Genomic DNA, 24,980 nt, shown 5'->3' with positions numbered 1-24,980 from the left:
CGCTTTCATTATGTTATTGTTGGCTATAGATTTTGACAACCTGCATCAGATTTTACAGAATCTGTATGTGGAAATGATGCCGCTCTGCTCAAAGATGACCGGTGTGGCAAGAGGCCTTGCCGGTCTGGGAGCGCTTTTCTATGTGGCGTATCGTGTATGGCAGGCTCTGGCACGTGCCGAGTCTGTGGATGTCTTTCCGCTTTTGCGTCCGTTCGCTTTGGGGCTTTGTATCATGTTCTTTCCGACACTCGTTCTGGGTACGCTGAACAGCATCCTCTCGCCCGTCGTGAAAGGGACCCATACCATATTGGAGTCGCAGACCTTTGACATGAACGAGTACCGGGCACAGAAGGACAAGCTGGAGATTGAGGCGATGAAACGGAATCCCGAGACAGCCTATCTGGTCGACAAGGAGACTTTTGACAACAGGCTGGACGAGCTGGGTGCGTTTGACGCTATAGAAGCCTGCGGGATGTATGTGGACCGCGCGATGTACAACATGAAAAGGGCCGTACAGAATTTCTTCCGGGAACTGCTGGAACTCCTGTTCAATGCGGCGGCGCTGGTCATCGACACGCTGAGGACATTCTTCCTGATAGTCCTTTCGATACTCGGTCCGGTTTCTTTCGCCATCTCCTGCTGGGACGGTTTCCAAGCTTCTCTCAGCCAGTGGTTCGTCCGCTATATCAGCATCTACCTTTGGCTTCCTGTCAGCGACCTGTTCAGCAGTGTGCTGGCGAGAATCCAGGTGCTGATGCTACAGAGGGATATCGAGCGGCTTTCCGATCCGGATTTCATCCCCGACAGTTCAAACGCGGTTTACATCACTTTCCTCATTATCGGCATCATCGGGTATTTCACCATACCGACCGTATCAAACTGGATTGTGCAAGCCGGAGGCGGTGCAGGCAACTACCTCAAGAATGTGAACCAAAGGGCATCCCAGGCCGGTTCCCTGGCGGCTGGTACGGCAGGAGCAGCGGTGGGAAACATTGCCGGAAGGCTTATCAAGTAATAACAGTATAAAACATTTACAGAATGGAATTCAAATCATTGAAGAATATCGAGACCAGCTTCCGACAGCTGCGTCTGTTCGGGATTGTCTATCTGTGTGTATGCACGCTACTTGTGGTTTTTTCCGTGTGGAAGGCTTACAGTTTTGCGGAAGCGCAACGGGAGAAGATCTATGTCCTGGATGAAGGAAAGTCGTTGATGCTGGCCCTTTCACAGGACTTGGAGCAGAACCGTCCGGTGGAGGCAAGGGAGCATGTCAGGAGGTTCCATGAACTGTTCTTTACGTTATCCCCTGACAAGAGTGCGATTGAGGGTAATATCCAACGGGCCATGTTCCTCAGTGACCGTTCTGCCTATGCCCATTATGTGGATTTGGCAGAGCAGGGATATTACAACCGGATCATTTCGGGAAACATGAGCCAGCGGATTGGGATTGACAGTGTCAGGTGCGATTTCAATACCTATCCGTATGAGGTCGTGACCTATGCGAAACTCTCCATTATTAGGGAGAAGAGTGTGACCGAACGCAGCCTTGTCACACGTGGCAGGCTGCTGAACTCCACCCGCAGCGACAATAATCCGCACGGTTTCATCCTTGAAGCCTTCCGTGTGGTGGAGAACAGGGATATCAAAGTGTATGACCGTTAAAATTTTGAATGTATGAAACAAATGTTTGTAAGAATCAAGGAAACCGTTGCAGAAAAGCTTCGGGGTTTGTGTGCCGGGCTTTCTCCGGAAAAGAGAATGTTGACAGTCATCGTGCTGGCTGTCCTGTTTGCTCTCGGAAATTTCTATCTGATTTTCCGCGCCATCTATGACATCGGGCGGGAAGATGTACAGCGGGACATCATTGAGATAGCCCCGTTGGACATTCCGGATATCGTTCCTGCCGATACACTCCCGGATAAAAGGGTGCAAGAGATGGAAGAGTTTTTTAACCGATTCAATCAGAAAGAAAATGAGTAATGATATTAATAAATTAAAACAGAGGCTGGAAATCAGGAAATACCTGGTTTTTGCCGGGATGTTCCTTCTCTTCCTCGGTGCGATGTGGCTCATTTTCGCACCGTCCGAAGAGGACAAACAAAAGGAGGAGAAAAATGCGGGCTTCAATACCGAACTGCCTGACCCGAGAGGAGCCGGCATAGAGGAAGACAAGATTGCCGCCTATGAGCAGGCTGACATAAAGCGCAAACAGGCGGAAAAAATGCGTACACTGGGAGACTTCTCAGGTGTTGCGGATGAAAACTCCGGAGCTGTCGTGGCATTGTCATCGGATGCGGATACCAAGGATGGCAGTCCACGTGCAAGTGACAGTAGGAATGAAGCCCGCTCTTCATCCGTCTCCGCCTACAATAACATCAACAGGACTCTCGGCAACTTTTACGAGTCACCGCAGGAAGACCCGGAAAAGGAGGCGTTGAAAGCCGAGGTGGAACAACTGAAGCAGACGGTTGCCGCACAGAATGCACAGCCGGGTTATGAGGAACAGGTGGCACTTTTGGAAAAGTCCTACGAGCTCGCAGCCAAGTACATGCCGGGTAATGGCGGCAAAAGGATGGACAGCCGCCCGGAGGATGAAGAAGCCGGACGGGATGGAAACATGAAGGCCGTTCCCGTCGGGCTGGTCTCCACTCCCGTGGTTTCATCGTTGCCGCAACCGATCCGGGATTCCGTGCCATTAACGGGAAGGAGATTGGCGGAAAAATTCCATACCCCGATTGGTCACAGGGATGAAAAAGACGTGAGGAATACCATACGGGCCTGCATCCACGGGAACCAGACTGTAATCAGCGGTCAGGGCGTGAGGATGAGACTGCAAGAACCGATGCGTGTAGGAAAGCATGTCCTTCCCAAAAACTCCTTGCTCATCGGAGAAGGGCGCATACAGGGAGAAAGGCTTCACGTCAATATCCTTCAGGTGGAATATGGCGGTACCATCATCCCCGTGAAACTTGCCGTGTATGACAATGACGGACAGGAAGGCATCTTCATTCCGGGATCCATGGAAGCAAACGCCGTCAAGGAGGTTGCCGCCAATTTGGGGCAGAATCTCGGCACGAGCATCTCCATCACCAACCAGTCTGCAGGCGACCAGCTGCTTTCCGAACTCGGGAAGGGTGCCATACAGGGTGTCTCGCAGTACATCTCCCGGAAGATGCGTGAAGAGAAGGTGCATCTCAAATCCGGCTATACCCTGATGCTTTATCAGAATGACAATCAATGACAACCCATTAAAATTCAATCAACATGAAAAAGTTATTTGTAATGCTTGCCCTTGCAGGGGGCACCATGGGTGCCTTTGCCCAGACTGAAACCGACAGTACAGCGGTAGTAAACAAAGGAATCACACCGGTCAAGGAAGTGTATCCCCAAAAAGAGGAAGACGGGGACCTCTATCACGGGCTGACCCGAAAACTCACTTTCGACCGGATGATACCGCCGTACGGTCTGGAAGTGACTTACGACAAGACCACGCATATCATCTTCCCGTCTTCGGTGCGTTATGTGGACCTCGGATCGCCGAACCTCATTGCAGGCAAGGCGGACGGTGCGGAAAATGTCATCCGTGTAAAGGCTACCGTAAAGAATTTCCGTGAGGAGACCAACATGTCCGTGATAACCGAAAGCGGAAGTTTCTATACATTCAATGTAAAGTATGCGGAAGAACCGTTGTTGCTGAACATCGAGATGAAGGATTTCATCCATGACGGAAGCGAAGTGAACCGTCCCAACAACGCCCTTGACATTTACCTGAAGGAACTCGGCAGCGAGTCTCCGAAACTGGTATATCTCATCTCGAAGTCTGTCCACAAGGACAACAAAAGGCACATCAAGCATATCGGGAGCAAGGCGTTCGGCATCCAGTACCTGCTGCGCGGTCTTTACACCCATAACGGGCTGCTGTACTTTCATACACAAATCAGAAACCGGTCCAACGTACCTTATGAAGTGGATTTCGTGACATTCAAGATTGTGGACAAGAAGGTGATGAAACGTACCGCCATCCAGGAACAGGTGATATTTCCTTTGCGTGCTTACGACTATGTAACAACTGTCGCAGGGAAAAAGGACGGGCGCACCGTTTTCGTCCTGGACAAATTCACCATTCCCTCGGACAAGGTGCTGGTGGTGGAAATGCACGAGAAAAGCGGTGGAAGGCACCAGACCTTCACCGTGGAAAGTGAAGATATCGTGAGAGCCAGAGTTATAAACGAACTTAAAGTGAAGTAGCCATGAAGAAGTATCTGTTCCTATTCGTTACAGCCGTGTCGCTTGCCCTGTTCCCGGGGCGGGCACATGCCCAGCGGTATCTGCCCGGGATGAAGGGCGTGGAACTGCGCGGAGGATTTGCGAACGGCTCGAAATCCCCCTTGAATCATTATGCCGGATTTGCCGTTTCAGGATATACCAAAAGAGCCGACCGTTGGGTCATAGGTGCCGAGTATCTGATGAAGAATTACGGGTACCGGAACGTGAATGTGCCCTGCGCACAGTTTACGGCAGAAGGCGGCTATTACCTGAAATTCCTGTCGGACCCGACCAGGACGGTCTTTCTCTCCATCGGCGGTTCCGCACTGGCCGGCTATGAAACCGTGAATTGGGGAGACAGGATGCTGTTTGACGGTTCAACGCTGCTCGCCAAGGATGCGTTTGTCTATGGCGGTGCGATAACCCTGGAACTTGAGACTTACCTGACAGACCGCATTGTCCTGCTTGCCAATATCCGGGAACGTGCCTTGTGGGGAAGTTCCCTGGATCTGTTTACAACCCAATTCGGATTGGGAATCAAATTCATTATCCATTAAAACTGTACATCTATGACTATAGAAGAGATAAAAGCTATCCCTATCGCCGCTTTTCTGGCAAGGATGGGATATGAACCGGCAAGAAGACGGGGTGACGAATACTGGTATCTGGCCCCGTACCGGGAGGAACGCACCGCCTCGTTCCAGGTGAATGTACGAAAGGAAATCTGGCATGACTTCGGCACCGGGCAGGGAGGTGACATATTCAATCTTGCCGGGGAGTTTATCGGCAGCGGGGATTTCAAGGCGCAGGCCAGGTTCATCACAGAGACATGGGGCGGCCTCGCCCCCGAGCACAAGACCGTTTCCCGCACTGATGAGAATGACAGGGAGGATCTCCTCAAGAAGGAGAGTTTCACGGATGTACGCTTCGGGCCTCTATACAACAGAGTCCTGCTCCGATATCTGGCGGAACGCGGCATTAGCAGCGATGTGGCTGTACCGAACTGTCGGGAAGTCAGATATACCTTGCACGGGAAACGGTATTTCGCCATCGGATTCAGGAATGTCAGCGACGGATACGAGTTGCGCAACCGGTTTTTCAAGGCCAGCCTGTCACCTAAGGACATTTCACTGATGGATAACGGTTCGGACACATGCAACCTCTTCGAGGGGTTTATCGACTGCCTTTCGTGGCTGGAACTCGGTCTGGGATATGGAGACGACTATCTTGTGTTGAACTCGGTGTCATTGCTGGAACGCTCGTTCCCTATTCTTGACAGGTACGAGAGGGTCAACTGTTATCTGGATCGGGATGAAGCCGGACGGCGCACGCTGGAGGCACTCCGCAAACGCTATGCGGATAAACTGGTGGATTGTTCCTCTTTGTATAAAGGCTACAAGGACCTGAATGAATACCTGCAACATAAGTTCCTGTAAGTGTCGAATAAAGTATAACGTATTAAAATCTGATAGAATATGAATGCAATGAATAAAAAAAGAGGATTGGCCGGAATGGTGGCAGTCCTGTTCCTGGGTCTGGCGGTTTTGCTGTTGTTCGCCTGTTCTGATGAAATGGAAGTACAGCAGTCTTATCCGTTCAAGGTGGAGAACATGCCTGTTCCCACACGTATAGTAAAAGGCGAGACGGTGGAAATACGCTGTGAACTCAAACGTGAAGGACATTTTTCCGATGCCCGCTACACCATCCGCTATTTCCAGCCGGACGGCAAGGGTACGCTCCGCATGGATGACGGGATGGTGCTGCTGCCCAATGACCGCTATCCCCTTGACAGGGAGGTGTTCAGGTTATACTACACTTCTGAATGCGAAGATCAGCAGACAATTGACATCTATTTTGAGGACAACAGCGAACCGGCACAGCTTTACCAATTGACTTTTGACTTCAACAACGAGACGGAGGACGAGGATTCCGTCGTGACTGCGGATAGTAAGGAATTGCCGGTCACAATTGTCGGACACTAAGCCGGTCCTGCCTATGATGAAGTTAAAAGCAATATGGTTTGCGGTACTTTCCGCCACGGTCTTTTTTCCGGGTATGCCTTCAAGGGCGGAGAATCCGGTAAAGGCAAGTCCGGACAGGTTCAGTCTTGCGGTCGAGTGTGTCAAGCGATTCGAGGGCTGGCATGGAGAGAAAAAGCATTGGCCTTATGTCGGGTGGGGTCACAAGGTTCTTCCCGGGGAGAGGTTTACCAACAGCATCTCCAAAGCGCAGGGAGACTCCATTCTGAGGGAAGACCTCCGTAAGCTGTGCCGCATGTTCAGTTATCTGGGGCGTGATTCTTTATTGGCAGCAGTCCTTTCATATAATGTGGGACCCTACAGATTAAAAGGATATGGAAAAAGACCGAAAAGCCGTCTGTTAAAGAAGCTGGAGTCGGGAGACCGCAATATTTACAAGGAATATGTCTCTTTCAGGTGCTATAAAGGAAAAGTGGTTCCGAGCATCGAACGGAGAAGGAAGGTGGAATTCATGCTGCTTTTTGAAGAGTAAATGAAAAAGGGAGAATCTTTCAGTTGTTATCACTGTCAGGTTCTCCCTTATTTCTTTGGCTTGAGAAGCTTGCATGTCAGTTTATCGGAACGGCATACTGTACTTCCACCTCTTCAGAGAGACGGGAAAGCAGCAGTTCCGCCATGGCTCCGTTCTGCGGAATGAGAGCCGGAAAATCTGTTTTCCCGGGCTTATATATTTCAGTGGCTACATTGTACAGGTCCCATGCGGTAATCTGTCCTTTGCTCATGGCCAGTTTCAGCACCTCTTCCGTGAAGACAGAAATCTGGCTCTGGTTCAACGGGTAGGTTTCCACAGTGGATGACAGGTTTCTGTCCGAACTGTCATGGGAAACGCGCAAGGCTGTCAGCAGGCCGATGTACAGGTAGATTTCCTCCATCGGGACAATCCTGCGTTTCAACCGCTGTATCCGTTCGATGTCCTCGTTCATGTTCACCTCGAAATTGGCCAGCCAGCCGTCCACGGTTTCGAAGAGCTCATCGGTTGTCACCTTCTTTTTCCCGTAATTGCAGATGCTCCGCTGCGGTGAGAGGATGCACTGGTTATGGCATATCTTCACGCAGGGGCCTATGGCTGCCTGTATGCCGTCCTGGTGGTAGGCGACGACCAGTGTGGTTGTCAGCTCGTCTGTCTCCCAATCTCTGATCCGGATAGTAGCGAAAATACGGCGCAGGATATGGGCTTCCACGGCTTTTTCGCCATGTGTCTGTTCTACCTGCGGGAGGATGCTCACTCCCGGCTGTGTCTTGTTTCTGTTCTGGGCAGCGAAGATTTCTTCCACCTCATAATCGAGATTGTATTTCTCGCAGATGTCCATCATGCGCCGGATGACCTGATAATGGTAGATGCCCTGCACCGGATTGTTGTAGATGTCATTTTCTTTATAGGTGCGTTGAAGTGTCTCGAAGTTCATCACTTCAATTCCGTTTTTCTGGAAGTCAAACTGCTGTTGTCTTTCCATTACTGCCAATGTCGTTTCCATATTGAATTGAATTTTATAAAGTTAATATTGTCGTTTGCCTCTCATCAGGTGTGTATCTGCCATCCATGGAACGGCTGTAGTGTCACGGCGAAAGAACGGTCCGGTATTCCGTGATAGAGCAGGCCGCCCACGATGCCCGTCCTTCCATCGGGATAGCATTGGGTGAAGCCGAACGAGTACGGGGCATGGTCATAGTAGAGTGAGATTTCGCTGGGACAGTCAGGATTTTCTTCCCAGCTCTTCAACCGTTCCAGGCATTTCTGGAGTGAGGTGTCACCGATGGATTCGGCATAACGCTTAACATTCTCGAAATGTTCTTGATTCAGGATTTTCATGATTCATTGTATTTTATCTGTTAAACATGTCCGGCTCCGGGAGCCGGTATTTTTATTTCTCACCTGCCTGACTGTCCCGTGGCAGTACCCGCAAGGTTTGGCGAAAGAAAATACCGCAGCCGTCAGGCGAGGATGATTTTCTTTCAGCCAACCCCGCAAGGGGCCTGACATTGACAGGGTACACCGGACACGGGACTACCTTTGCAGGGTGGGAAATAAAATACACGGTAGTGTGCTTTGCATGGTCTGTGGCGATTCTCTTCCTGATTTGTTCGCCATTGCCGGACAAAAGATGTATTTTTGCAATTCTAATTTCAGTTTTATGGAAAACTATATAAAGAAAGCGGCGGATGCTTTCCTTGTGGAGCGTCCGTACGGTATGCGTGTGGATTACAGGAAGAAAGGATTCGTGCTGTTTAACCGTAACCTCAATGTGTTGGGAAATGCGGAACAGACCCGTCTGGAAGAACTGCCTCTGGAGCGGTTCAATGTGGAGGAGATTCCGTTGGAGGGTGAAGTCGTGGAGGAACACGCAGGATTTACCGATGTATTCTTCTATACCGATCTGACCAATCCCTATGCCGGATATGTGCTGAATTTGCAAAAGCTTAAAGCCTATAACCGGTTGATGTTTCCGCTGGCAATGGCGCTGAACCGTGAATTGTGAGGCCGGAAGCCGGTAGCGGTAACAGCTGCATGGAGCAGACCGTTACCGCTCCGGATTTAATTATTTGCCCTCTTTTTCTGTAATGAACGCCAGATAGGCGGACACGGCCTTATGGCATCCGGTAAAGTCCGGAGTCCGGCAGCCCTTGATTTTCCGGAAACTGACGGTGCCGTTCCTGTCAATGCCCCTCACATGCCTATTGAATGTCCCTTTGGTTCTGATATGGATGTCAAAACCGTCCCTTCCGGTGATTTCAAGGAACATTTCTCCCGTGATCCGTTCCCCGTCCAGGAATTTCCGTTTCTGTTCATTGAGCAGCCACTGATGTTGCTCTTCCTGCACTCTGCGCTCTTTCGCCTCTTTCTCCTTCTGCTCCCTGCGTTTCTGCTCCTGTATTCTTTTATACTCCTCACGGGCTTGCACCAGGGAAGTGGTATCAAGTCCGAGAGCCTCGAACACGCGGACGGAGATCAAATTGACGAAGGCTCCTCTTTCCGCACTTTGAAGCGTATCCGCAATCCAGTTCCTGCAATAGGTGGCGGCTTCCTCTCTGCAACCTTCTCCCTTGAGAAACCGGCGTGAATACTGCCCGCTGGAAAAATAAACGTTTTCAATCCGGCAGACCACATGGAAACAGTCATCGTCTTCATTCCCGTATTCGTTCTTTCTCGACAGGGAGAGATATACATTCTTCGCATACGGCTCCAGTTCCATATAAGAAGCCACGACGGTATTCCCGTCAGACTTGTACTTGAACACTTTTGCTTTCATTGTTACATTTTTTTTGATTGTCCGTTCATATAATCCGTAATTCTCATTTCCAGTTCATCGTATATCCGGTTGAACAGTTCCTGGTACTCTTCCAGAAAAGCCCCGTCCGTATCGCACATGTCTTCGAGTGTCTTTCCATTTGCACGGCACAGCTCCGTATCGGCCAGCTCACAGACAATTTCGTTGAGCATCGAGCGGTCCTTGTCTTCGGGAAGCAGCCCTCCTTTTTTCAGGAGGCAGTAATTACGGATATTGATTCGCAAATACAGGTCCGCCTCTTTCCACCGTCCATCGGGAAAAAGAGAGAATGCCTGTTTCAGTCCGTCGGGCTGTCCGCCCCACCATTCGTTCAAATTGTTCGGTTCCATATTGATAAGTTTAATTGATTACTGTCTGTTTGGTTTGCCATTGCCGATGGGCGGTGATGTATTCCTGTCGTTCCTTCTCCAGTAACGCTTCTGCTTCGGGAGTGTAGCCGATAAAACGAATGTAACCGCCGTTATATCCGGTAAGCTTGCACCGAATACCGGCTTTCTCCAATTTGTCGATCCGTTTCTGAGCCAGTTTCGCGCTTGAATAATCCTTCGGCCAGAAATAATGCTCTCCGTGTGAGCCGTAATGGTCTTCTCCGAGTATCATTTCGCCGGAATGCCTCCTGTGTTCGATGAAATCGAAACGGGCTGTGCCCAACGCCTGCCTGATGGCCTTGTGTGCCGGACCTTCGGGATGCTTGAACACTTCCGGCTTGTCCTTTCCCTTGCAGTCAAGTTTCGGCAGTTCCACCTTGTAAGGCTTCCGGTAACTCCCTATAGCCAATGTCAGGTAGAAATTGGTATGGAAATAATCCGTCATCGCATCGCTGTCATCGAAGTTGTATGACATGACAAAGTCACAGACATTCAGCATCACCTCCTTGGCACGGTCTGTAAGATCGGGGTTCCGCTCTATGTTGTAGTGGTTGATATGATCCTGCACTTTGCCGGATTCCCTGGTGAACGCCTCAAAGTCCGCACTCATTAGTTTGATGTAAATGGAATTGTAGTTCTCCCGTCTGACGGAGAACTTATATCTCGGATAGGTTTCCTTTAGCCAAGTTCTCACAAGTTCTACGATTTCAGGGGCATGTTGCCCTTTGTAGTTGCGACCTTTCCAACGGTATTCATTATACACGTACTCGGTATATTCCTTTGCCGTGGCACCCGAATAGTCATGTTCATACCCGGTTGATGCGGCAGAGACATCCGGTTTGTCTTTCCAGACTTCAAAAAGCCTTTCAAACTCGGTGTTCACCTGTTGCATGATGGCAGTGTCGCCACCCTTGTCCGGGTGGTGCTGCAATGCCAGACGGCGGTATTCCTTCTTCAGGTCCGCCAATGAATGTATGTTATGAAAATAAGCCATAGCTATAGGTATTTATGCCCCTGCGAGGCGGTTGATAAAATATTCCTGGTTGTCAAGGTCAAGTCCGAGGTTGCTGCACGCCATTTCGATGTCATCTTCCCTCAGGTCGTCCGCCTCCTGCAACTCGCGCAGGTACCGGATTTCAGAATCCAAGTATTCCTGCGCTTCCATATGGCTGCAACTGCATGAGTTGCTAATCTGTTCAATGATGTTAATCTGCATATTATTCGTTTTTAGAATTATACCTGTTGTAAATTTCCCGTTTATGTTCGTAGTCCCGGCTGTTCCACCATTGGTCTGCCGCATCAATGAATGTCTGCGTGTTTTCGGAAGGCGGAGAGTCACAGACTTTCAACCCTGTGATTTGTTCCTTTGTTTCAAAACCGCACGACTCCCACCAGCCCTGCATCTTTTGTGTGAACTCCGCCTTAGTACAGAAAAAGACCTGAACGCCACATTCTTCGCACCATTTCCCATCGCACCACAGCCCGTTATTGTCATCATGCACATAGCTGATACGTTCATCCGTATTGGCGTTTATCCATGCTTGGATTTCCAACTGCCGTGAACCGCATTCTTTACAGACAAGGATGTCGGAATCGTCCGGCTCTTTTCTGAAAGCCCTGCCGTCATAGAGTGTAACGGCACGTTCCACGAGCAATTTCTGGTTGTTTTCCGATAACTCGGCAAAGAACCGTTCCGCCGCGCCGAATATGGACTTGTCCGCCAATGCGGACCATTTATCCCAGAAGTGCCGGTACATATCTCCAAATACGGCCTTGCATTCTTCCTTGCTCCAGGCGTTCCACATATAGTAGAAGAAGCTGGAGACTGCGTTTTCCGCTTGATATTTCATTGTTCTTCAGTTTGTGGTTCTACTTTTTTGCTCTCTTCCAGTTGCTGCCATACAGCCTCATACATTCCGGAAAGCCAGTCGATGTTACTGGCTCCGAGTTCGAACGGGCTGTAACATTCCACTTCATCACCGCTTTCTTTCTCTTCGGCAAGGACGGTCAGGCTGCTGTCCGTTACCCGGAGTCCTGTCACCCTGCATTCGTAGGGGTCTCCGTTCTTGCCAAACCATATCACCCAGACCGGGTCATAATCCTCTTCCGGAAACCGTATCGCGTTCATGGCATGGTCATGGAGCAACTGCCGTATCGCTTCGATGATGTCTTTTCGCAGTTCTTCGATCCTGTCTCCGAACACCGACATGGGGGATTTCCCGCCTCGCTGCCTTACGGAGAGAACCTGCAAGTCCGGATGACAACCGAACTTCCAGTCCGTCACTTCATCGTCATCCCGCGTTGTGTGGATGTTGCCGCCCAATACCAGACCGCAGTCTTCCGCCACCATGCTTTCCGCTTCTTCACGGTCTTCCGCCACCACTGTGTAAGTACCCTCGAAGATGTACCTTACTTTTACATCGTATTTTTCCATAATCTTCTATGATTTGATTGTTGATTAGTTGATTTTATCAGGATACAATGCGAACCGCATCTCCGAAAAAGGAGTCGTCCACCCCATATACATGCCGGACCGAACAGTCATATTTGGAACGTTCGTCATCCAGCCGGAAGCGGAAACCATGATAGTCCTTGACTTCCAATTTCAGCTTTACGTCCCGTTTCAGTTCCATTTCAAGCAGGCTTCCACCACCATACGTCGAACTGAAAAGTCCGCAACAGTTGCCTTTGGGGATAATGACCTCTTTCAATGAAAAGTCGGCTTCATACAGCTCTTTCAGGCTTACCCTGCCGATGTAAGTCAGCAGGTTCGCCCCGCAGCAGGAATTGATAAGTTCCTCGTAGAATTGTTCGTAGGAAACCTGCTCCTTGCCGTTCCGGTTCTTACGGTTCGGGAAACGCCCGTAAGCCCTGTAGCCGTGCTCTGTCAAGATTTTCTTTACTCTCGCCGGATTGAGGTTCAGGCTGTCCACCATGTCCCCGAAGTAGGATTCCTCGTACCTGTAACCGCCTTGCGATTCAAACCAGTTGGAGTTGATGCAGTCATAGTTGGAAAGCATCTCCACACGGATAGGAATGTCGTCCGTGTGCCTTACCAATTCCTTCACCACGTCCGAATCGTTGCGGCTGTAAATCTCGTCACGGATTTCATCTTCGTATTCATCGAAGAAGTCATCGACCGCTTCCCCGTCAAAGTCATGGAATACGGCACATTCCTCTTTCAGTTTCGCAATAATCTCACGGACAGCTTCCCATTCGGCATCGCTGTACCACTCGTCTGCCTTTTCCCACAAATGTTCGCGGCTCTTGCTGTCAAGGCATTTTTGAATCAGTCCGCAATGATTGTCAAGATTGTCATTGTAGTCCGTCCATATTAGTGTATAGGCCGGTTCCATCAGGGATTTGATGAAATCCAATGTCAATGTTTTCTGTTCATCCATTTCTGTTACCTGTGTACGGCAGGATTCCTTTTCCCGTACATACCGTTATAAATGACGGAAGCGGCCTTCAAGCCGCCTCCGTGTTGTTTCCTAACCATACAGTTCCTTCACGATCTTGTCATATATTTCCTTTGCCATTTCCGTATTCCGGTTGAAGTGGAAATAAGCCGTGTATCTGTATCCTGTTCTTGGCACTCCTCCGCACTGCTGTATTGCCCTGTCTATCTCCCAGTCGATATCACCTATGCCAAGAGATATGCTTGTGCCATGCAGCATACACCGTGCGAGTTTCAATGCGGAATCTGTCTTGTCTTCCTTGCGCAACCGGTCGAAAGCCATCAGCGCGATTTGTCTGTTTGAAATCTTTATCTCTTCCATATATTTTGCATCTGTTTGGGTCAGACAATCCCGGTAAGTTGCCTGAATCGCGCAACTATTTCATTGCATTTGCTTTGGGCAAGTTCCTCATATTTTTTGCAAATGGCACAGTATGCCTTCCAAGGTTGGCCTCTAAGCTCGTGCTCGTATGAGGACCTGACCAATTCCGGATATTCTTCAAAAAGTGTCTTGAATGCTTTACGCCATTTGCGCCCTTGCCACAATCCGTTTGCTATCAATGTTATGAATTCAAACATCTGTTCGTCTGTTTTCACATCCAATGCATAAAAATGGTCTGTTGTCGGCCACACGTTGTTGGAATGCTGCCAAGTTTCTATCTGCTTGGTTTTGGCATTGTATGCCATTCTTGTAATTACCTGGTGACTCATATTGATATGTTTTTAGTTCATTACCGTATTGTCTCTTTTCCTGTCACGGCTTGCCAGCATCCCGAAATGGATGCTGAATATGCGCCGGCTGAAGCAGAGCGGCGAGTTGTATTCCACCCGTTGCCACAGGGTAAAGTGGTTGTCGGAGAATGACCATCTGAAATATCCTGACAACGAGCCGAATAGCGGATTGGCATTCCTGTTTATCAGGAACCTGTTCACATCCACGATGTGCCCTGCCGTCAGGAGAATGTTCAGTATCTCCACAAACGCCATTTGCGAATAGGGGTCAACCGGCATTACCGGTCCTTTGAAGTTGATTTCCATCTTGTATATGTTTATACGCTTTAATCGTAATTGTCATCGAATACCTCGAAGCGGGGAATACCCGTGTCGAAATAGTTGCTTGATATGCCCGGATAGTACAGCAGGCTGTCATCCCCGCTGTCCGGGCAAGGCTCATCGTCGATATAGGCCGCATTTCCATAAAGTTCGATATAGTGCGCCACCAGCAGGTGCGGGTCTTCCGTACTGATGTCATGCCCGTAACGGTCACACCAGTCGAAGAAGCAATCCTTGTCGGGTTCCTCCAGCTGTTCCATCGCCTCCCTTATCTCGAAGAAGTTGGAACACAGCCATTCCCGGTTGATGAGCAGGTCCGGGATTTCCTCCCATCTCGTGTACCTGTATTCCGGAGTTTCCTCTTCGGGAAACAGTTCGGAGCAGGTGCACAGGAATTCCCCCATGTCGCCGAAGTCGGACATTTGCAGCAGGTTGTCTTTTTCCTGCCCCATGTCTATGAGATGCTGCGTGGTCACTGCCACTTCTGCCTGATTCAAGTCCATGATATTCTTCATTATAGTTTATGATTCGGAACCGGGGATTTCATTCCACAGGCTCCAAAAGGTCCGCACCCCGGCAGTGCAGGGTTTTTCGGGATAATACCGGAGCCTCCGGCGAGGATGATTTTCCCGAAAACCGCTTGCGGCATGACCTTGCCCTGCCGGTAAGGGGGCGGGCTACCTTTGCCTGTGGAATGGAATCTGCGGTTTCTCATTTGTTTTTCCATTTTTCAGTTCATGATGCGCTGGCTTCCCCAGCTGATGTGTATCTTGCCTTCGCTGTCCCGTTCCCTGACCAGCAGGCTCTCGATGACGGACATGGTGACGTCGAACTCCTCGAAGATTTCCGACTGTTCCTTTACTTCGCCCGTCTTGATGAACTCGTTCAGCCGCTCTTTGGTAAGCACCAGCGCCATCAGGTTCTGCTCCACGGAGTCCTTGTAGGTGACATAATGCACGTCCTTCAGCTCTTTGGAGTCGAGACGGATGAAACGGAAGTAGAACTGCTCCATCTTCGGGATGTTCCATTGCAGGGATTCAAGTATCACGTCGTTGCAGGTGGGTATGTTCACCGAACTGCTCAGGCTCTGCTGCGTGCATACCAGTATGCCGTTGATGGTGGAATCGAACTCCGTCACGATGCTTTGCCGTTTCTTGAACGCCACGTCGCCCTTGACCACAAATACGGGACGGTCAGGAAAACATTCGCGAAGACGGCTCTCGTAAAGGTCGAATGCGGCTATGGACGTGCAGCCGACAGCCACCTTGCCGGGTATCTTCCGTACCAGCCTTTCGATGTACCTTGTCTTGTTCGGAATCCCGTCTCCGGAATAGCCCTCTATCAGGTGTGGGACGGAGCAGGCCTTGATGAGCAGCTTGATCTGGCGCATAAGCCGGAGTCCGGCATCCTTCTTTGCATCCCCCGTGCTGTTGTAATACAGTTCGCAGATGCGGCAGAACTCCTCGATGATGACACGGTAAACCTCACGCTCGCCGTCGGACGGGCTGACGGTATGTGTCCGTATCTTGTATTTCTCTCCTGCAAAGTCCCTGAACTTGCGTGTAATGACGGTCTTCCCGATAAGGCCGGCCAGCTCCTCCTTGTTATAGACATCCTGGTTCTGCTTCTCAATGCCGAACACGGTGGATTTCCCCGGACAGTGGCAGGCACGGAAAAGCACATGCCCCCTGAAAGCGGGGAACGGCTCACCATAGTGCGGATTGTTATCTTCCTCTATCTCCTTGTCCCTGTTCTCGTGGTACACACGACTGCTCCAACAGACCATGTTTATGGAATTGTTATATAACAGCTCAAACTGGCTGTACAGTTCGGCGATGTTGTTGCGTGTGGTCGTACCGGTGTCGAGTATCTTGTATTTGAGGCGGCGGAAGAGACCGAGGATATGCCTTGTACGTTGTGACGACGGGTTGGTTATCTCGTCCGACTCGTCGAAAACAAGGCACAGTTTTCTTGAACTGCGTTTGACAAACCTTGCCATGCCCCGTTTCAGCTTGCCGAGCATGGAGGTGGATAGGACGATGAACACGCCTTCCGGCACAGCTTCCAGGTCGGCATTGTTCCTTGCCACCCGGAACTGTTCCCTGTTTATCGAGAGGAAGGGTATCCATGTCATATTGGTGGCGATGGCAGGAGCCAGTATGATGACATTCCGTACTTTGCGGAATTTGAGCAGGTATTTGGCACGATGGTACACGGCGGCTGTCTTGCCAGAGCCTTGCTGCCAGTTCAGCAGCGCGTGGCGTTTCTGCAAGACGAGGTTCAGGTCGTGTTTCTGGAGCGTGGTAAACTCGCAGGTCTCGCCGTCCTTGTTGATGAATGCACACCGGTCCAGGTATTCTTTCAGCCTGCCATCTTCCTCCATTTCCGGGAACTGCCGGTTCTGCATTTCGTACTCTCTCCGCTTGCGTCGGATCAGTTTCTCCGCCGCACGGATTTGATGCATGTTCTTTTCTGTCGGCACTTCCGGCATGGGCAGTTCAGTACGTTCCAGCACGAGGTCGTTGATACTTGCCGCCTTGTGCGGAACTTTGTCAAGGAGTCGCGGAGCATATTGTTTCAGTTTGAAGCCGTATGAGGTCTTCACCAATGCCACTTCCTTGCGAGGTACGGTATTTTGCGAGGTGATGTACCTGCGGATGACGGCAAGCACTTTCTTCGGGGTCAGTTTGTTCTTCTCCCATTGCTCCACCTGCTCCCGCGTGGCGTTCTCAGGCGGTTTCTGGTTACGGAACTTCGTGACCAACGCTTCCGCCTTGTCTATATGTTTGTTCAACTTGGCGTGCGCCTTCAGCTCGTACATGTACTTGGCAAGTTTGTACTCGAACAGCTCAAGTTCTTCCTTGTTGATCCGGTTGGTTTCGCGCATCAGGTCGAAACGCAACCGGTGTTTCATCGCCCTTGCCTCGCCGATGCGCTTTTTCAGCTCGTCCGCCGTTATGAATTCTTCCGCGTTGTAAGCCTGCATCTTGATGTGGCCCGATTTACGGAGAAATACCATGATTTTCGTATTGAAGTCATGGACTCCGACTGCGGCAAAGGCTGACGGGCCCAACTTCGTCTGACCGACAAATGAGAATCTGCCGTTTATACCGGCTATCCGTGTCTTCTCCCAGAACCCGCTCTGCATGAAGGAACAGGGCACGATGACCATCAGGATTCCTGCCGGATTGAGCACATCGTAAGCCTTGTCCATATAGTATTCCTGCGACAGTTTGTAGTCGAACTTCAAGTTAAAAGGAGGATTGCCGATGATAACATCGAAACGTTGTTCCGGATAGTATTGCCGGATGTCGCATTTCTCGATATGGGCTTCCGGGTAGAGGTATCGTGCGACAGACACGGCCTTGCCGTCTATGTCGAAGCCGTAGGCATTATGCGGGTTGGGCAGATGGTTGAAGAAATTGCCCATACCGCAACACATGTCAAGAACCATTTCGGATGAGACAGGACACAGCATATCCACCATGTCCCGGCATATTTCATGCGGGGTGAAGAACTGTCCCATCTCGAACTCCTTCTTCGCTTCGGCATACTCGTGGTAGCTGGCAAAGTCGGACTGTTTGAGGTTGTGCAGCCCTCCGATACCGGTATAGCAGTTGTAGATGCTCTCCGCCGGAATGAGGTTCTTGCCGGAGTCTATGGCGAAAAGTATCTTCTCGTTGACTTCGGCACGCATACCTTGCGGTATCTGTTGGGGGATGATGGCATACATGACTTTATCTGTTTATCGTTAAAAATGAAAACACCCCGCAAGGATTGCCTTACGGGGTGCTGTGTAAATCTTATCATGGTCAGTTTTCTCTTAGGGTGATTTCATCCAGATGCAGACGCTTGAAACAACTTTCGGCTGCCGCACTGTCCTTGAACCGGACATCGATACGTCCGTTCTTGTAGAATCGGATTTGCTCGGCATTGGTGGTCGTAAGGTCGTACCAGTCTGTGACAGAAATGTCGTTGTCATCAAAACGGATAATCATCTTTGAATTTCCATTCAGTATGTCATCCGCACCGTAGGCAATGCCGGCACACAGGGTTTCCAGTTCTCCGCCGTAGTTGTAGGAGATTCTGTTCCTTTGGTTGTATTGCATGGAAAAATCGTCGAAACGGATGATTTCGGGAAAGATTATCTTGTCCTTCTTCAACTCCGTCTTGACTTTGCTCCAGTATGCCGGTCTGACAACTTTGTTCAGGCGTGCGAGCAGTTCTTCCACGGCCGTTTCCCGGAAACTCTTGCCGCCCAAGTGTTCGATGACTACATCTACATATGTGTCATAAACAGGACGGAAGCCCATCGGAAGGGTTTTTTCGTCTATTTTATACTCAGGAACCGACACTTTGTAAGTCCTGTTGAAATAAGAAATGATGCGGTTCGCAAAATTCGCGTTGGCGTTTCGGTTCTTATCTACCAGATCGTTAATCAGATCAAACGGTTTGAACTCGTTGTGTGAATAGTCTTCCCTGTCGTTATGGTAAGTGTAGAAATCACGCATGGAAACCTTGCCGTTTTCTTCGTAATGGGACTTACGTTCGGCTTGGTATTGTTCGGCTTCTTCCTTGAAGACGGCGTACCAGCGGTCAATCTGGTCGAGTGTCTTGTAAAGCAGGTTTTGCTGCGTCTGGCAATAGACACGGTCCTGTTCCGTAATCTTGTCCTCGTTTCTCACTTGTACGCTCAGAATGCCTTGAAGCAGGTCGGGAGCGTTGCCGGCCTTGGGTGCTGTTGTCGTTTGCATATCTGTTAGGGTTAAATGTTAAAAATTATCCGGTTTAATCCGGTAGAAATAAGTGATGTGCTTTTCCATGTCCTTGACTATCTTGACCTGCTCGGGATGGAAGTTGAGCCTCCGTTCTTCGGCAGGGGCATCAACCTTCTCCCATTCGGCGGATGGCAGGAACACATATTCCCGACGGAAACACCATAACACGATTTGATTATCCCAATTTCCCTTGAACACCGTTCCTTCGTAGTCCTTCAGGAACTGCCGGAACTCGGCTTCGTCCCGGAAAGCGATGTCAAAGCCTTGATAGAGATTGCCGTTTTCCGATTCCTCCCTTTTGTGTAGGTAGAACTTCCGGTAGGTCTCGGTCGTGAAATCTCCATACCTGGGATTGGGTTCGGCATAAAACCATAACGGTACCTTAGCCAGAAATGACACCGAACCGTTGGCGCAAGCACCGCAATGCCCCCATTCCTTGAATACCCCTTCCGTCCATTTCAGGAATTTCAGTTCCTCCGGATTCACGGAATGGAATGCGCCTCCGCTGACACTCAGACGAATATTGCCGTCCTCTTCCCACACGAAAGGCACATACGGCTGTTCGCATACGGAAAGATATCCTTCTTTTGCACTCCTGCTGTCAATAAGGGCGTTTCCGTAATAATCCCCGTGTTCGGTTACATATACCAGCCTGTCTCCAATTTGAGGTGTAATTTCGGAGCGTGTCCGCTCAATGAGTTCAACATAACTGTTGGCCATATCCACATCTTTCTGTGTCAGCCAATGCTGGTGGTCGTATGAAACATTCCGCTCTCTGAGTGTTTCGATACTGTACTTTTCTTTTGTTACCTGCTGTGACATAACAATTTATTTTTAGTGATCCGGCTTTTCGGGGCCGGAGTTCCCGTAACTACAGGCCATAAAAGGTCGTGTCCCGTACATGCAAGGTTGGCGGGAAAAATACCGCAAGCCCTCCGGGCGAGGATGATTTTTCCACGACACCCGGAGGGCTTGACCTTGCTTGTACGAACAGGACACGGGTTACCTTTGCCTGTGAGTTACGGGGATTCGGCTACGGTATGGCTGTCATGTCCGCTGTATATGTTTCTTGAAATGACCGTGATATTTTATGCCCGAAAATTACCGGCAATCACGAAAAAATGCTACCTTTGCATCAAGAAAAAAGAGTTATTTGAAAGCATGAGGAATATAGTGATTCTAAACAGCTTGGAATTTTCTTATCCGTTGCCCGTTCTTATGCGAGTTTTCTACAAAGCGTTGATAATCAAATAAGATACTTCAGATTACAACAAATATACTAAATATCAAGCATTGACCAATAAATATTTCGTATATTCGTAGCTCAGAAATACAATAAGATACAGAGATGAAGATAATCAACGAACAATTACTCGACGAGACCCAGGCCAAAGCCTTGCAGTCTCCCCGCCTGCGAATGAACTATAATTTCCATGAGAAATTGGATGATCCGATCAATCGGTTACTGAATGCCATGGAGCCCGGTACGTATTTGCGTCCGCACCGGCATTTAAATCCGGCGAAAGACGAGATATTCTTGCTGCTGCGTGGGAAGGTAGCGGTATTCTTGTTTGACGAGGAAGGGAATATCACGGAGAAAACGATACTGAATCCAAAGGAAGGCGCTTATGGAGCGGAGATCAAGGCAGGGATATGGCACGGGCTTCTGGTACTGGAATCCGGATCGGTTATTTATGAGATAAAGCAAGGGCCGTTCGCACCGCTAGCACCGGAGAACCTAGCGCCTTGGAGCCCCGAGGCGGAAGATACGGAGGGAGTAAAGAAGTATCTGGAATGGCTCGAGAGCCAAATATGATTGATGATACTTTTAGTATAACAAGCTAGCGATCAGCCTCGTATAACAAGAGCTATCCGATGGTTTTAACAATGCCCATTGTAAAGACCTTACGATGCCCATTATAAGGAGCTTACAATGGGCATCGTTACCTCCTTATAATAGGCATTGTTATTATTTCTGGAAAACCTTCGTCGATTTAATCATCACGTCGTGTAAAGGACGATCGTTCTTATCCGTCTTTACCACGGAGATCTTCTCTACGATATCGAAGCCTTCCACTACCTCGCCAAAGATCGTTACCGAGCCATCCAGATGCGGAACGCCACCGATTGTCTTATAAATCTCACGCCGTTCGGCCGGGATCACTACCGGGCCTAATACCGCCAACGTATCTTCCACCAAGATGGACGCACGGGCATGTAACTCATTCTCCAAGGAATCGGCGGCCAAGGAAGGATCTTGCTTTTTCAGCTCATCCCGGAATTTATAGTACAACCAGTTGCGGCGGATCTCGTTGATACGAGCCTCTTTCTCCGCAAGCTCCTTGTCGTCCAAGACTTTCCCTTGCACAAAACAGAACTGCGTACCGGCGGAAGCACGTTCCGGATTCACGGCATCGATCTCTTTCGCGTCGATCAAAGCGCCTTTCTTATTAAAATGATTAGGTAATATCTCAGCGGGAACGGTATAACCACCATCGCCATCCCCATACAAGGCACCCGGCTCATGCGCTTTACTCTCCGGATCACCACCTTGCACGACAAACTCCTTGATAACACGGTGGAAAAGCATACCCTCATACTCGTTCGACTGGCAAAGCTTGATGAAGTTATCCCGGTGAAGAGGCGTATCGTCGTATAGCAGGACGGTGACGTCTCCCATCGTCGTCTTGATTTTCACATATACGGGTTTATTCGGGTCCAAAGGCTTATCCCCACAAGCTACCAACGTGAGCAAGAGCAGGAACAGCGAGAAAATTTGTCGTTTCATATCTGTTTTATTTATCGGATTAAGTAGTTACAAAGCCGGTTATTCCTCCGCATAGACCAACATCTGGCAATTCTTGCAGTCGAAGCGCAAACGCAAGAGCGTTTCCTTATAGCGCAGGAAGTAAGGCTCCTTATAGGGAGACTTCTGCTTCTGGTAAGTAGGGCACCATCCCATACTGTACCGCAGGCAATGTTTCGTGAACATCAAAGGGACATCCTTCCGGGGAGACAACTCGAAAGCGTCTTCCACGGCAGTCACGCCATGCGCCTTATAAAAGGCACCAGCCTTGCTATTGGATACATTCCCTAAATAGGTCAGGCACTTCTCGGGGAAAGGGGCTTCCGGAGTCTCGCCTACACACGGCTTAAACGGACGAGCCTCTTCCCTGCGGTAACGAATCCGCCGGGTAGAGATAAGCCTCTCCACCCCTAGCCTACGCATCTCGGCCAATAAAGAAGAAGGGACAAACCAGTTATCGGACATCGCCACGGCAACTTCCTCCGCCTCGAAAGGCGTGTTCCCCAACTTAGAGAGCTGGGTACGGATATTCTCCGCCTGCTCCCTCCGGGCCGGTTCTTTCTCGAACGGCTTGGTGAGCATGATACGGGCTCCTGTCTCGTCCGCCATACTTAACGTGAAGCCAAAGGCGTTATCTTGAAATTCCATCCGGACAGAGAGTTTCCGCTCGGCGGATGGCTTGGATAGCAGTTTATCAAACTCTTGATCGAAATTCCGGTACAAAGGCATCTTCGGACGGATCGCCGGGCGATCCAGCGTAAAGATCCGGTTCGCCTCCACACGGTTTACCCGGAAACCCTCCAACTCCCCTTTCTCGTTGAAGAAGGTAAGCCCGTCTCCGTTATTCAATTGTTTCAGTCCGGCGATCGTGAAAGAGTTTCCTTTCAGTTCCTTCACCGTACCCACCGGTTCACCCAAGGACTTAGGCGTATCAAAGCTGGTGATATCCTTCGTGCGCTCCTTCCATAAGAAAGGCGTGAAACCCCGGTTGAAGCTTTTCTCCGCCACAGGCTGGAATGTGTAAGTGCTATGCCCGGCCGAGGCACGACGGTATTCCGGCCGACGAGCCAAGATAGCGTCCAGTTTCTTCCGATACCAAGCCGTTACGTTTTTCACGTAAGATACATCCTTCAAACGACCCTCGATCTTCAAGGAAGAGACACCGGCATCCAACAGCTCCTCTAAGTATTCCCCTCGGTTCATATCTTTCAAGGATAGGAGATGTTTACCCGATACGATCTCCTTCCCATCCGCATCGATCAAGCTATAAGGCAGGCGGCAATACTGGGCGCATTCCCCCCGGTTGGCGCTTCGTCCGCTCAAGGCGGCGCTCAGGTAACACTGGCCGCTATAGCTTACGCACAGCGCCCCGTGCACGAAGACCTCCAGAGGTACGGTCGTCTGCTCGGCGATCTCCCGTATCTGGTTCAGCGATAGCTCCCTCGCCAATACGACTTGCGTGAAACCTACCTCTTGCAGGAATCTCACCTTCTCCGGCGTACGGTTATCCGTTTGCGTACTGGCGTGCAAGGGGATGGGCGGAAGGTTCAACTGGGTGATACCCATGTCTTGAACGATCAAGGCATCTGCCCCGGCCTCGTAAAGCTGCCAGATCATTTGCTCGGCCTCTGCCAGCTCCTCTTCTTTCAAGATAGTGTTCAAGGCCACGTAAATACGAGCCGAATAGAGATGGGCGTAATCGCAAAGCTGCCGTATATCGTCCAGCGTATTACCGGCAGCGGCACGGGCTCCGAACTTCGGGGCACCGATATACACGGCATCGGCACCATGGTTAATCGCCTCCCTGCCGCAAATCAGATCCTTAGCGGGAGATAACAGTTCTATCGAACGGGGTTCTTTTCTCATTTACAAGCTTCCTAGTTTTTTAATATCTTCCCGGCGGAACGGGGTCTCTTGGTATACGTAGTAGTTCAGCCAATTGGTGAACAGCAGGTTCGCGTGCCCCCGCCAACGTACCACCGGACCTTGCGCCGGATCGTTATTCCGGTAATAATTACGAGGCTTGTTGATGGGCAATCCCTTCCCCAAATCACGCATATACTCATCATTCAGCGTATAGGGCGAATACTCGGAATGGCCGGTGATGAAGAATTCCCGTCCGCCACGAGCCATCGCCATATAGACGCCGGATTCCTCGCTCTCGGACAATAAGGTGAGCTCGGGCACCTTCATGATATCCTCCCGGCGAATCTCGGTATGACGGCTATGAGGCACGAAGAACTCGTCATCGAACCCCCGGAAGATCGGAACAAACGGTTCCCGGAGCGAATGACGGAAGACACCGAACATCTTGGCCGGCAAATCATATTTAGGCACCCCATAGAAATGGTATAGCCCCGCTTGCGCCGCCCAGCAGATATAGAGCGTGGAGGTAACGTGCGTACGGGCCCAATCGAATATCTGCGTGATCTCCTCCCAATAACTAACTTCCTCGAAAGGCATCTGCTCCACGGGAGCGCCCGTCACGATCATCCCGTCGTAGAAATCATCCGCCATCTCATCGAAATCCTTATAAAATTCTTGCATATGCTCGATGGGCGTATTCTTCGGCGTATGTCCCTTGATCTTCATGAAATCAAGTTCCACTTGCAGGGGTGTATTACTGAGGAGGCGAACCAAGTCCGTCTCGGTCGTTATCTTAAGGGGCATCAAATTCAATACGACTACCCGAAGGGGGCGGATATCCTGCTCCGACGCACGCAAGGAATCCATCACGAAGATATGTTCCTTCTTCAGCAGCTCGATAGCCGGTAAGTTCTTTTGTAAATTTAATGGCATTTTCTATCTCTGATTTTATATGAGCGCAAAGATAATGAGAATTTTCTCATTATCGCTTATACTTCGCCACCATGATCACCGGGTTATCCTCCTCATGCATACCTGTGCGGCTATCTCGTCGTTATAT

General features: G+C 50.0%; 32 protein-coding genes. 12 read left to right on the top strand and 20 right to left on the bottom strand.

The genetic code is table 11. The features are described 5' to 3' along the window. The first annotated feature begins 10 nt into the window (after window positions 1–10). Genes traJ through HMPREF0999_RS16050 form a run of 9 tightly spaced genes read left to right on the top strand, consistent with a single transcriptional unit; the run spans window position 11 to window position 6,777 of the window. Window positions 11–1,015 (top strand): conjugative transposon protein TraJ, encoded by a 1,005-nt coding sequence (gene traJ, locus HMPREF0999_RS16090; protein ID WP_009276388.1) that lies wholly within the window; start codon window positions 11–13, stop codon window positions 1,013–1,015. Window positions 1,016–1,038: 23 nt separating this feature from the next. Next, window positions 1,039–1,662, top strand: coding sequence for a conjugative transposon protein TraK (gene traK, locus HMPREF0999_RS16085; protein WP_005644329.1), 624 nt, complete (start codon window positions 1,039–1,041; stop codon window positions 1,660–1,662). Window positions 1,663–1,674: 12 nt separating this feature from the next. Beyond that, window positions 1,675–1,980 (top strand): TraL conjugative transposon family protein, encoded by a 306-nt coding sequence (locus HMPREF0999_RS16080; protein WP_005644331.1) that lies wholly within the window; start codon window positions 1,675–1,677, stop codon window positions 1,978–1,980. Beyond that, window positions 1,973–3,241 carry a conjugative transposon protein TraM gene (traM, locus tag HMPREF0999_RS16075; RefSeq protein WP_009276387.1) on the top strand — a complete coding sequence of 423 codons (1,269 nt, stop codon included), beginning with the start codon at window positions 1,973–1,975 and terminating at the stop codon, window positions 3,239–3,241. Before HMPREF0999_RS16080 ends, traM begins: the two co-directional genes overlap by 8 nt. A 23-nt stretch (window positions 3,242–3,264) precedes the next feature. Then, window positions 3,265–4,248: a conjugative transposon protein TraN gene (gene traN, locus HMPREF0999_RS16070; RefSeq protein WP_009276386.1), complete on the top strand. Its 984-nt coding sequence runs from the start codon at window positions 3,265–3,267 to the stop codon at window positions 4,246–4,248. Between the two features lie 2 nt (window positions 4,249–4,250). After that, window positions 4,251–4,823: a conjugal transfer protein TraO gene (locus tag HMPREF0999_RS16065; RefSeq protein ID WP_009276385.1), complete on the top strand. Its 573-nt coding sequence runs from the start codon at window positions 4,251–4,253 to the stop codon at window positions 4,821–4,823. A gap of 12 nt (window positions 4,824–4,835) precedes the next feature. Continuing rightward, window positions 4,836–5,702 (top strand): toprim domain-containing protein, encoded by an 867-nt coding sequence (locus HMPREF0999_RS16060; protein ID WP_009276384.1) that lies wholly within the window; start codon window positions 4,836–4,838, stop codon window positions 5,700–5,702. 39 nt (window positions 5,703–5,741) lie between these two features. After that, window positions 5,742–6,248 carry a DUF3872 domain-containing protein gene (locus HMPREF0999_RS16055; RefSeq protein ID WP_009276383.1) on the top strand — a complete coding sequence of 169 codons (507 nt, stop codon included), beginning with the start codon at window positions 5,742–5,744 and terminating at the stop codon, window positions 6,246–6,248. Window positions 6,249–6,261: 13 nt separating this feature from the next. After that, a complete protein-coding gene (locus tag HMPREF0999_RS16050) occupies window positions 6,262–6,777 on the top strand; it encodes a glycoside hydrolase family protein (RefSeq protein ID WP_008779475.1) in 516 nt (171 codons plus the stop codon). A 76-nt stretch (window positions 6,778–6,853) separates the two neighbouring features. Here the strand turns inward: HMPREF0999_RS16050 and HMPREF0999_RS16045 are convergent, their stop codons facing one another. Next, a complete protein-coding gene (locus HMPREF0999_RS16045; RefSeq protein WP_009276382.1) occupies window positions 6,854–7,780 on the bottom strand; it encodes a hypothetical protein in 927 nt (308 codons plus the stop codon). Between the two features lie 44 nt (window positions 7,781–7,824). Next, on the bottom strand, window positions 7,825–8,115 hold the full coding sequence (locus tag HMPREF0999_RS16040; RefSeq protein ID WP_009276381.1) for a DUF4120 family protein: 291 nt from the start codon (window positions 8,113–8,115) through the stop codon (window positions 7,825–7,827). Window positions 8,116–8,437: 322 nt separating this feature from the next. Between HMPREF0999_RS16040 and HMPREF0999_RS16035 the strand changes: the two genes are divergently transcribed. Then, on the top strand, window positions 8,438–8,782 hold the full coding sequence (locus HMPREF0999_RS16035; protein WP_005647127.1) for a hypothetical protein: 345 nt from the start codon (window positions 8,438–8,440) through the stop codon (window positions 8,780–8,782). A 60-nt stretch (window positions 8,783–8,842) separates the two neighbouring features. Here HMPREF0999_RS16035 and HMPREF0999_RS16030 read toward each other — a convergent pair whose 3' ends face one another. The 15 genes from HMPREF0999_RS16030 to HMPREF0999_RS15960 form a co-directional block, all read right to left on the bottom strand. Then, entirely contained in the window at window positions 8,843–9,553 is a 711-nt protein-coding gene (locus tag HMPREF0999_RS16030; protein WP_009276380.1) for a hypothetical protein, read from the bottom strand. Window positions 9,554–9,555: 2 nt separating this feature from the next. Continuing rightward, window positions 9,556–9,921: a hypothetical protein gene (locus HMPREF0999_RS16025; RefSeq protein ID WP_009276379.1), complete on the bottom strand. Its 366-nt coding sequence runs from the start codon at window positions 9,919–9,921 to the stop codon at window positions 9,556–9,558. 10 nt (window positions 9,922–9,931) lie between these two features. Then, a complete protein-coding gene (locus tag HMPREF0999_RS16020; RefSeq protein WP_009276378.1) occupies window positions 9,932–10,954 on the bottom strand; it encodes an LPD29 domain-containing protein in 1,023 nt (340 codons plus the stop codon). Between the two features lie 12 nt (window positions 10,955–10,966). After that, window positions 10,967–11,176 (bottom strand): hypothetical protein, encoded by a 210-nt coding sequence (locus HMPREF0999_RS16015; protein ID WP_005647134.1) that lies wholly within the window; start codon window positions 11,174–11,176, stop codon window positions 10,967–10,969. Between the two features lies 1 nt (window position 11,177). Then, window positions 11,178–11,810, bottom strand: a complete 633-nt coding sequence (locus HMPREF0999_RS16010; protein ID WP_005832107.1) for a hypothetical protein — start codon at window positions 11,808–11,810, stop codon at window positions 11,178–11,180. Beyond that, the gene (locus tag HMPREF0999_RS16005; RefSeq protein WP_005832105.1) at window positions 11,807–12,394 is read right to left on the bottom strand and encodes a hypothetical protein; all 588 of its coding nucleotides are present in this window, start codon (window positions 12,392–12,394) and stop codon (window positions 11,807–11,809) included. The genes HMPREF0999_RS16010 and HMPREF0999_RS16005 overlap by 4 nt, the downstream gene beginning before the upstream one ends. A 37-nt stretch (window positions 12,395–12,431) precedes the next feature. Then, on the bottom strand, window positions 12,432–13,361 hold the full coding sequence (locus tag HMPREF0999_RS16000) for a hypothetical protein (RefSeq protein WP_005832104.1): 930 nt from the start codon (window positions 13,359–13,361) through the stop codon (window positions 12,432–12,434). 90 nt (window positions 13,362–13,451) lie between these two features. Further along, on the bottom strand, window positions 13,452–13,739 hold the full coding sequence (locus tag HMPREF0999_RS15995; protein ID WP_005647140.1) for a hypothetical protein: 288 nt from the start codon (window positions 13,737–13,739) through the stop codon (window positions 13,452–13,454). A 20-nt stretch (window positions 13,740–13,759) separates the two neighbouring features. Continuing rightward, window positions 13,760–14,128 (bottom strand): hypothetical protein, encoded by a 369-nt coding sequence (locus HMPREF0999_RS15990; RefSeq protein ID WP_005647142.1) that lies wholly within the window; start codon window positions 14,126–14,128, stop codon window positions 13,760–13,762. Between the two features lie 12 nt (window positions 14,129–14,140). Continuing rightward, window positions 14,141–14,455, bottom strand: coding sequence for a hypothetical protein (locus HMPREF0999_RS15985; protein ID WP_005647143.1), 315 nt, complete (start codon window positions 14,453–14,455; stop codon window positions 14,141–14,143). 20 nt (window positions 14,456–14,475) lie between these two features. Beyond that, window positions 14,476–14,973, bottom strand: coding sequence for a hypothetical protein (locus HMPREF0999_RS15980; RefSeq protein WP_009276377.1), 498 nt, complete (start codon window positions 14,971–14,973; stop codon window positions 14,476–14,478). Between the two features lie 11 nt (window positions 14,974–14,984). After that, a complete protein-coding gene (locus HMPREF0999_RS15975) occupies window positions 14,985–15,185 on the bottom strand; it encodes a hypothetical protein (protein WP_005832102.1) in 201 nt (66 codons plus the stop codon). A 15-nt stretch (window positions 15,186–15,200) separates the two neighbouring features. Beyond that, window positions 15,201–18,203 (bottom strand): N-6 DNA methylase, encoded by a 3,003-nt coding sequence (locus HMPREF0999_RS15970; RefSeq protein WP_005832101.1) that lies wholly within the window; start codon window positions 18,201–18,203, stop codon window positions 15,201–15,203. A gap of 79 nt (window positions 18,204–18,282) precedes the next feature. Beyond that, window positions 18,283–19,224 (bottom strand): hypothetical protein, encoded by a 942-nt coding sequence (locus HMPREF0999_RS15965; protein WP_009276376.1) that lies wholly within the window; start codon window positions 19,222–19,224, stop codon window positions 18,283–18,285. A gap of 18 nt (window positions 19,225–19,242) precedes the next feature. After that, window positions 19,243–20,070, bottom strand: coding sequence for a DUF4121 family protein (locus HMPREF0999_RS15960; protein WP_009276375.1), 828 nt, complete (start codon window positions 20,068–20,070; stop codon window positions 19,243–19,245). Window positions 20,071–20,138: 68 nt separating this feature from the next. Here HMPREF0999_RS15960 and HMPREF0999_RS22765 point away from each other — a divergent pair, with 68 nt between their 5' ends. Both HMPREF0999_RS22765 and HMPREF0999_RS15950 read left to right on the top strand, forming a co-directional pair. Continuing rightward, window positions 20,139–20,321 (top strand): hypothetical protein, encoded by a 183-nt coding sequence (locus HMPREF0999_RS22765; RefSeq protein ID WP_009018768.1) that lies wholly within the window; start codon window positions 20,139–20,141, stop codon window positions 20,319–20,321. 275 nt (window positions 20,322–20,596) lie between these two features. Beyond that, complete coding sequence (locus tag HMPREF0999_RS15950; RefSeq protein WP_009017824.1) at window positions 20,597–21,064, top strand: WbuC family cupin fold metalloprotein; 468 nt, start codon at window positions 20,597–20,599, stop codon at window positions 21,062–21,064. 153 nt (window positions 21,065–21,217) lie between these two features. Here HMPREF0999_RS15950 and HMPREF0999_RS15945 read toward each other — a convergent pair whose 3' ends face one another. The 3 genes from HMPREF0999_RS15945 to metA are packed head-to-tail and all read right to left on the bottom strand — an operon-like array spanning window position 21,218 to window position 24,853. Continuing rightward, window positions 21,218–22,036, bottom strand: coding sequence for a peptidylprolyl isomerase (locus tag HMPREF0999_RS15945; RefSeq protein ID WP_005855996.1), 819 nt, complete (start codon window positions 22,034–22,036; stop codon window positions 21,218–21,220). A gap of 39 nt (window positions 22,037–22,075) precedes the next feature. After that, window positions 22,076–23,920, bottom strand: coding sequence for a peptidase U32 family protein (locus HMPREF0999_RS15940; RefSeq protein WP_009276374.1), 1,845 nt, complete (start codon window positions 23,918–23,920; stop codon window positions 22,076–22,078). Further along, the gene (gene metA / locus HMPREF0999_RS15935) at window positions 23,921–24,853 is read right to left on the bottom strand and encodes a homoserine O-succinyltransferase (RefSeq protein ID WP_005855991.1); all 933 of its coding nucleotides are present in this window, start codon (window positions 24,851–24,853) and stop codon (window positions 23,921–23,923) included. Window positions 24,854–24,980: the final 127 nt, after the last annotated feature.

It is taken from the genome of Parabacteroides sp. D25, from assembly GCF_000307475.1.
Lineage (GTDB): Bacteria > Bacteroidota > Bacteroidia > Bacteroidales > Tannerellaceae > Parabacteroides > Parabacteroides distasonis.
The sequence above is the reverse complement of the archived record's forward strand: the minus strand, read 5'-3'. Positions and strand labels throughout refer to the sequence as shown.

Bases quoted from the DNA above. Each gene is read 5' to 3' on its own strand.
- traJ (WP_009276388.1), top strand. From the start codon at position 11: ATGTTATTGTTGGCTATAGATTTTGACAACCTGCATCAGATTTTACAG.
- traK (WP_005644329.1), top strand. From the start codon at position 1,039: ATGGAATTCAAATCATTGAAGAATATCGAGACCAGCTTCCGACAGCTG.
- HMPREF0999_RS16080 (WP_005644331.1), top strand. From the start codon at position 1,675: ATGAAACAAATGTTTGTAAGAATCAAGGAAACCGTTGCAGAAAAGCTT.
- traM (WP_009276387.1), top strand. From the start codon at position 1,973: ATGAGTAATGATATTAATAAATTAAAACAGAGGCTGGAAATCAGGAAA.
- traN (WP_009276386.1), top strand. From the start codon at position 3,265: ATGAAAAAGTTATTTGTAATGCTTGCCCTTGCAGGGGGCACCATGGGT.
- HMPREF0999_RS16065 (WP_009276385.1), top strand. From the start codon at position 4,251: ATGAAGAAGTATCTGTTCCTATTCGTTACAGCCGTGTCGCTTGCCCTG.
- HMPREF0999_RS16060 (WP_009276384.1), top strand. From the start codon at position 4,836: ATGACTATAGAAGAGATAAAAGCTATCCCTATCGCCGCTTTTCTGGCA.
- HMPREF0999_RS16055 (WP_009276383.1), top strand. From the start codon at position 5,742: ATGAATGCAATGAATAAAAAAAGAGGATTGGCCGGAATGGTGGCAGTC.
- HMPREF0999_RS16050 (WP_008779475.1), top strand. From the start codon at position 6,262: ATGATGAAGTTAAAAGCAATATGGTTTGCGGTACTTTCCGCCACGGTC.
- HMPREF0999_RS16045 (WP_009276382.1), bottom strand. From the start codon at position 7,780: ATGGAAACGACATTGGCAGTAATGGAAAGACAACAGCAGTTTGACTTC.
- HMPREF0999_RS16040 (WP_009276381.1), bottom strand. From the start codon at position 8,115: ATGAAAATCCTGAATCAAGAACATTTCGAGAATGTTAAGCGTTATGCC.
- HMPREF0999_RS16035 (WP_005647127.1), top strand. From the start codon at position 8,438: ATGGAAAACTATATAAAGAAAGCGGCGGATGCTTTCCTTGTGGAGCGT.
- HMPREF0999_RS16030 (WP_009276380.1), bottom strand. From the start codon at position 9,553: ATGAAAGCAAAAGTGTTCAAGTACAAGTCTGACGGGAATACCGTCGTG.
- HMPREF0999_RS16025 (WP_009276379.1), bottom strand. From the start codon at position 9,921: ATGGAACCGAACAATTTGAACGAATGGTGGGGCGGACAGCCCGACGGA.
- HMPREF0999_RS16020 (WP_009276378.1), bottom strand. From the start codon at position 10,954: ATGGCTTATTTTCATAACATACATTCATTGGCGGACCTGAAGAAGGAA.
- HMPREF0999_RS16015 (WP_005647134.1), bottom strand. From the start codon at position 11,176: ATGCAGATTAACATCATTGAACAGATTAGCAACTCATGCAGTTGCAGC.
- HMPREF0999_RS16010 (WP_005832107.1), bottom strand. From the start codon at position 11,810: ATGAAATATCAAGCGGAAAACGCAGTCTCCAGCTTCTTCTACTATATG.
- HMPREF0999_RS16005 (WP_005832105.1), bottom strand. From the start codon at position 12,394: ATGGAAAAATACGATGTAAAAGTAAGGTACATCTTCGAGGGTACTTAC.
- HMPREF0999_RS16000 (WP_005832104.1), bottom strand. From the start codon at position 13,361: ATGGATGAACAGAAAACATTGACATTGGATTTCATCAAATCCCTGATG.
- HMPREF0999_RS15995 (WP_005647140.1), bottom strand. From the start codon at position 13,739: ATGGAAGAGATAAAGATTTCAAACAGACAAATCGCGCTGATGGCTTTC.
- HMPREF0999_RS15990 (WP_005647142.1), bottom strand. From the start codon at position 14,128: ATGAGTCACCAGGTAATTACAAGAATGGCATACAATGCCAAAACCAAG.
- HMPREF0999_RS15985 (WP_005647143.1), bottom strand. From the start codon at position 14,455: ATGGAAATCAACTTCAAAGGACCGGTAATGCCGGTTGACCCCTATTCG.
- HMPREF0999_RS15980 (WP_009276377.1), bottom strand. From the start codon at position 14,973: ATGGACTTGAATCAGGCAGAAGTGGCAGTGACCACGCAGCATCTCATA.
- HMPREF0999_RS15975 (WP_005832102.1), bottom strand. From the start codon at position 15,185: ATGAGAAACCGCAGATTCCATTCCACAGGCAAAGGTAGCCCGCCCCCT.
- HMPREF0999_RS15970 (WP_005832101.1), bottom strand. From the start codon at position 18,203: ATGTATGCCATCATCCCCCAACAGATACCGCAAGGTATGCGTGCCGAA.
- HMPREF0999_RS15965 (WP_009276376.1), bottom strand. From the start codon at position 19,224: ATGCAAACGACAACAGCACCCAAGGCCGGCAACGCTCCCGACCTGCTT.
- HMPREF0999_RS15960 (WP_009276375.1), bottom strand. From the start codon at position 20,070: ATGTCACAGCAGGTAACAAAAGAAAAGTACAGTATCGAAACACTCAGA.
- HMPREF0999_RS15950 (WP_009017824.1), top strand. From the start codon at position 20,597: ATGAAGATAATCAACGAACAATTACTCGACGAGACCCAGGCCAAAGCC.
- HMPREF0999_RS15945 (WP_005855996.1), bottom strand. From the start codon at position 22,036: ATGAAACGACAAATTTTCTCGCTGTTCCTGCTCTTGCTCACGTTGGTA.
- HMPREF0999_RS15940 (WP_009276374.1), bottom strand. From the start codon at position 23,920: ATGAGAAAAGAACCCCGTTCGATAGAACTGTTATCTCCCGCTAAGGAT.
- metA (WP_005855991.1), bottom strand. From the start codon at position 24,853: ATGCCATTAAATTTACAAAAGAACTTACCGGCTATCGAGCTGCTGAAG.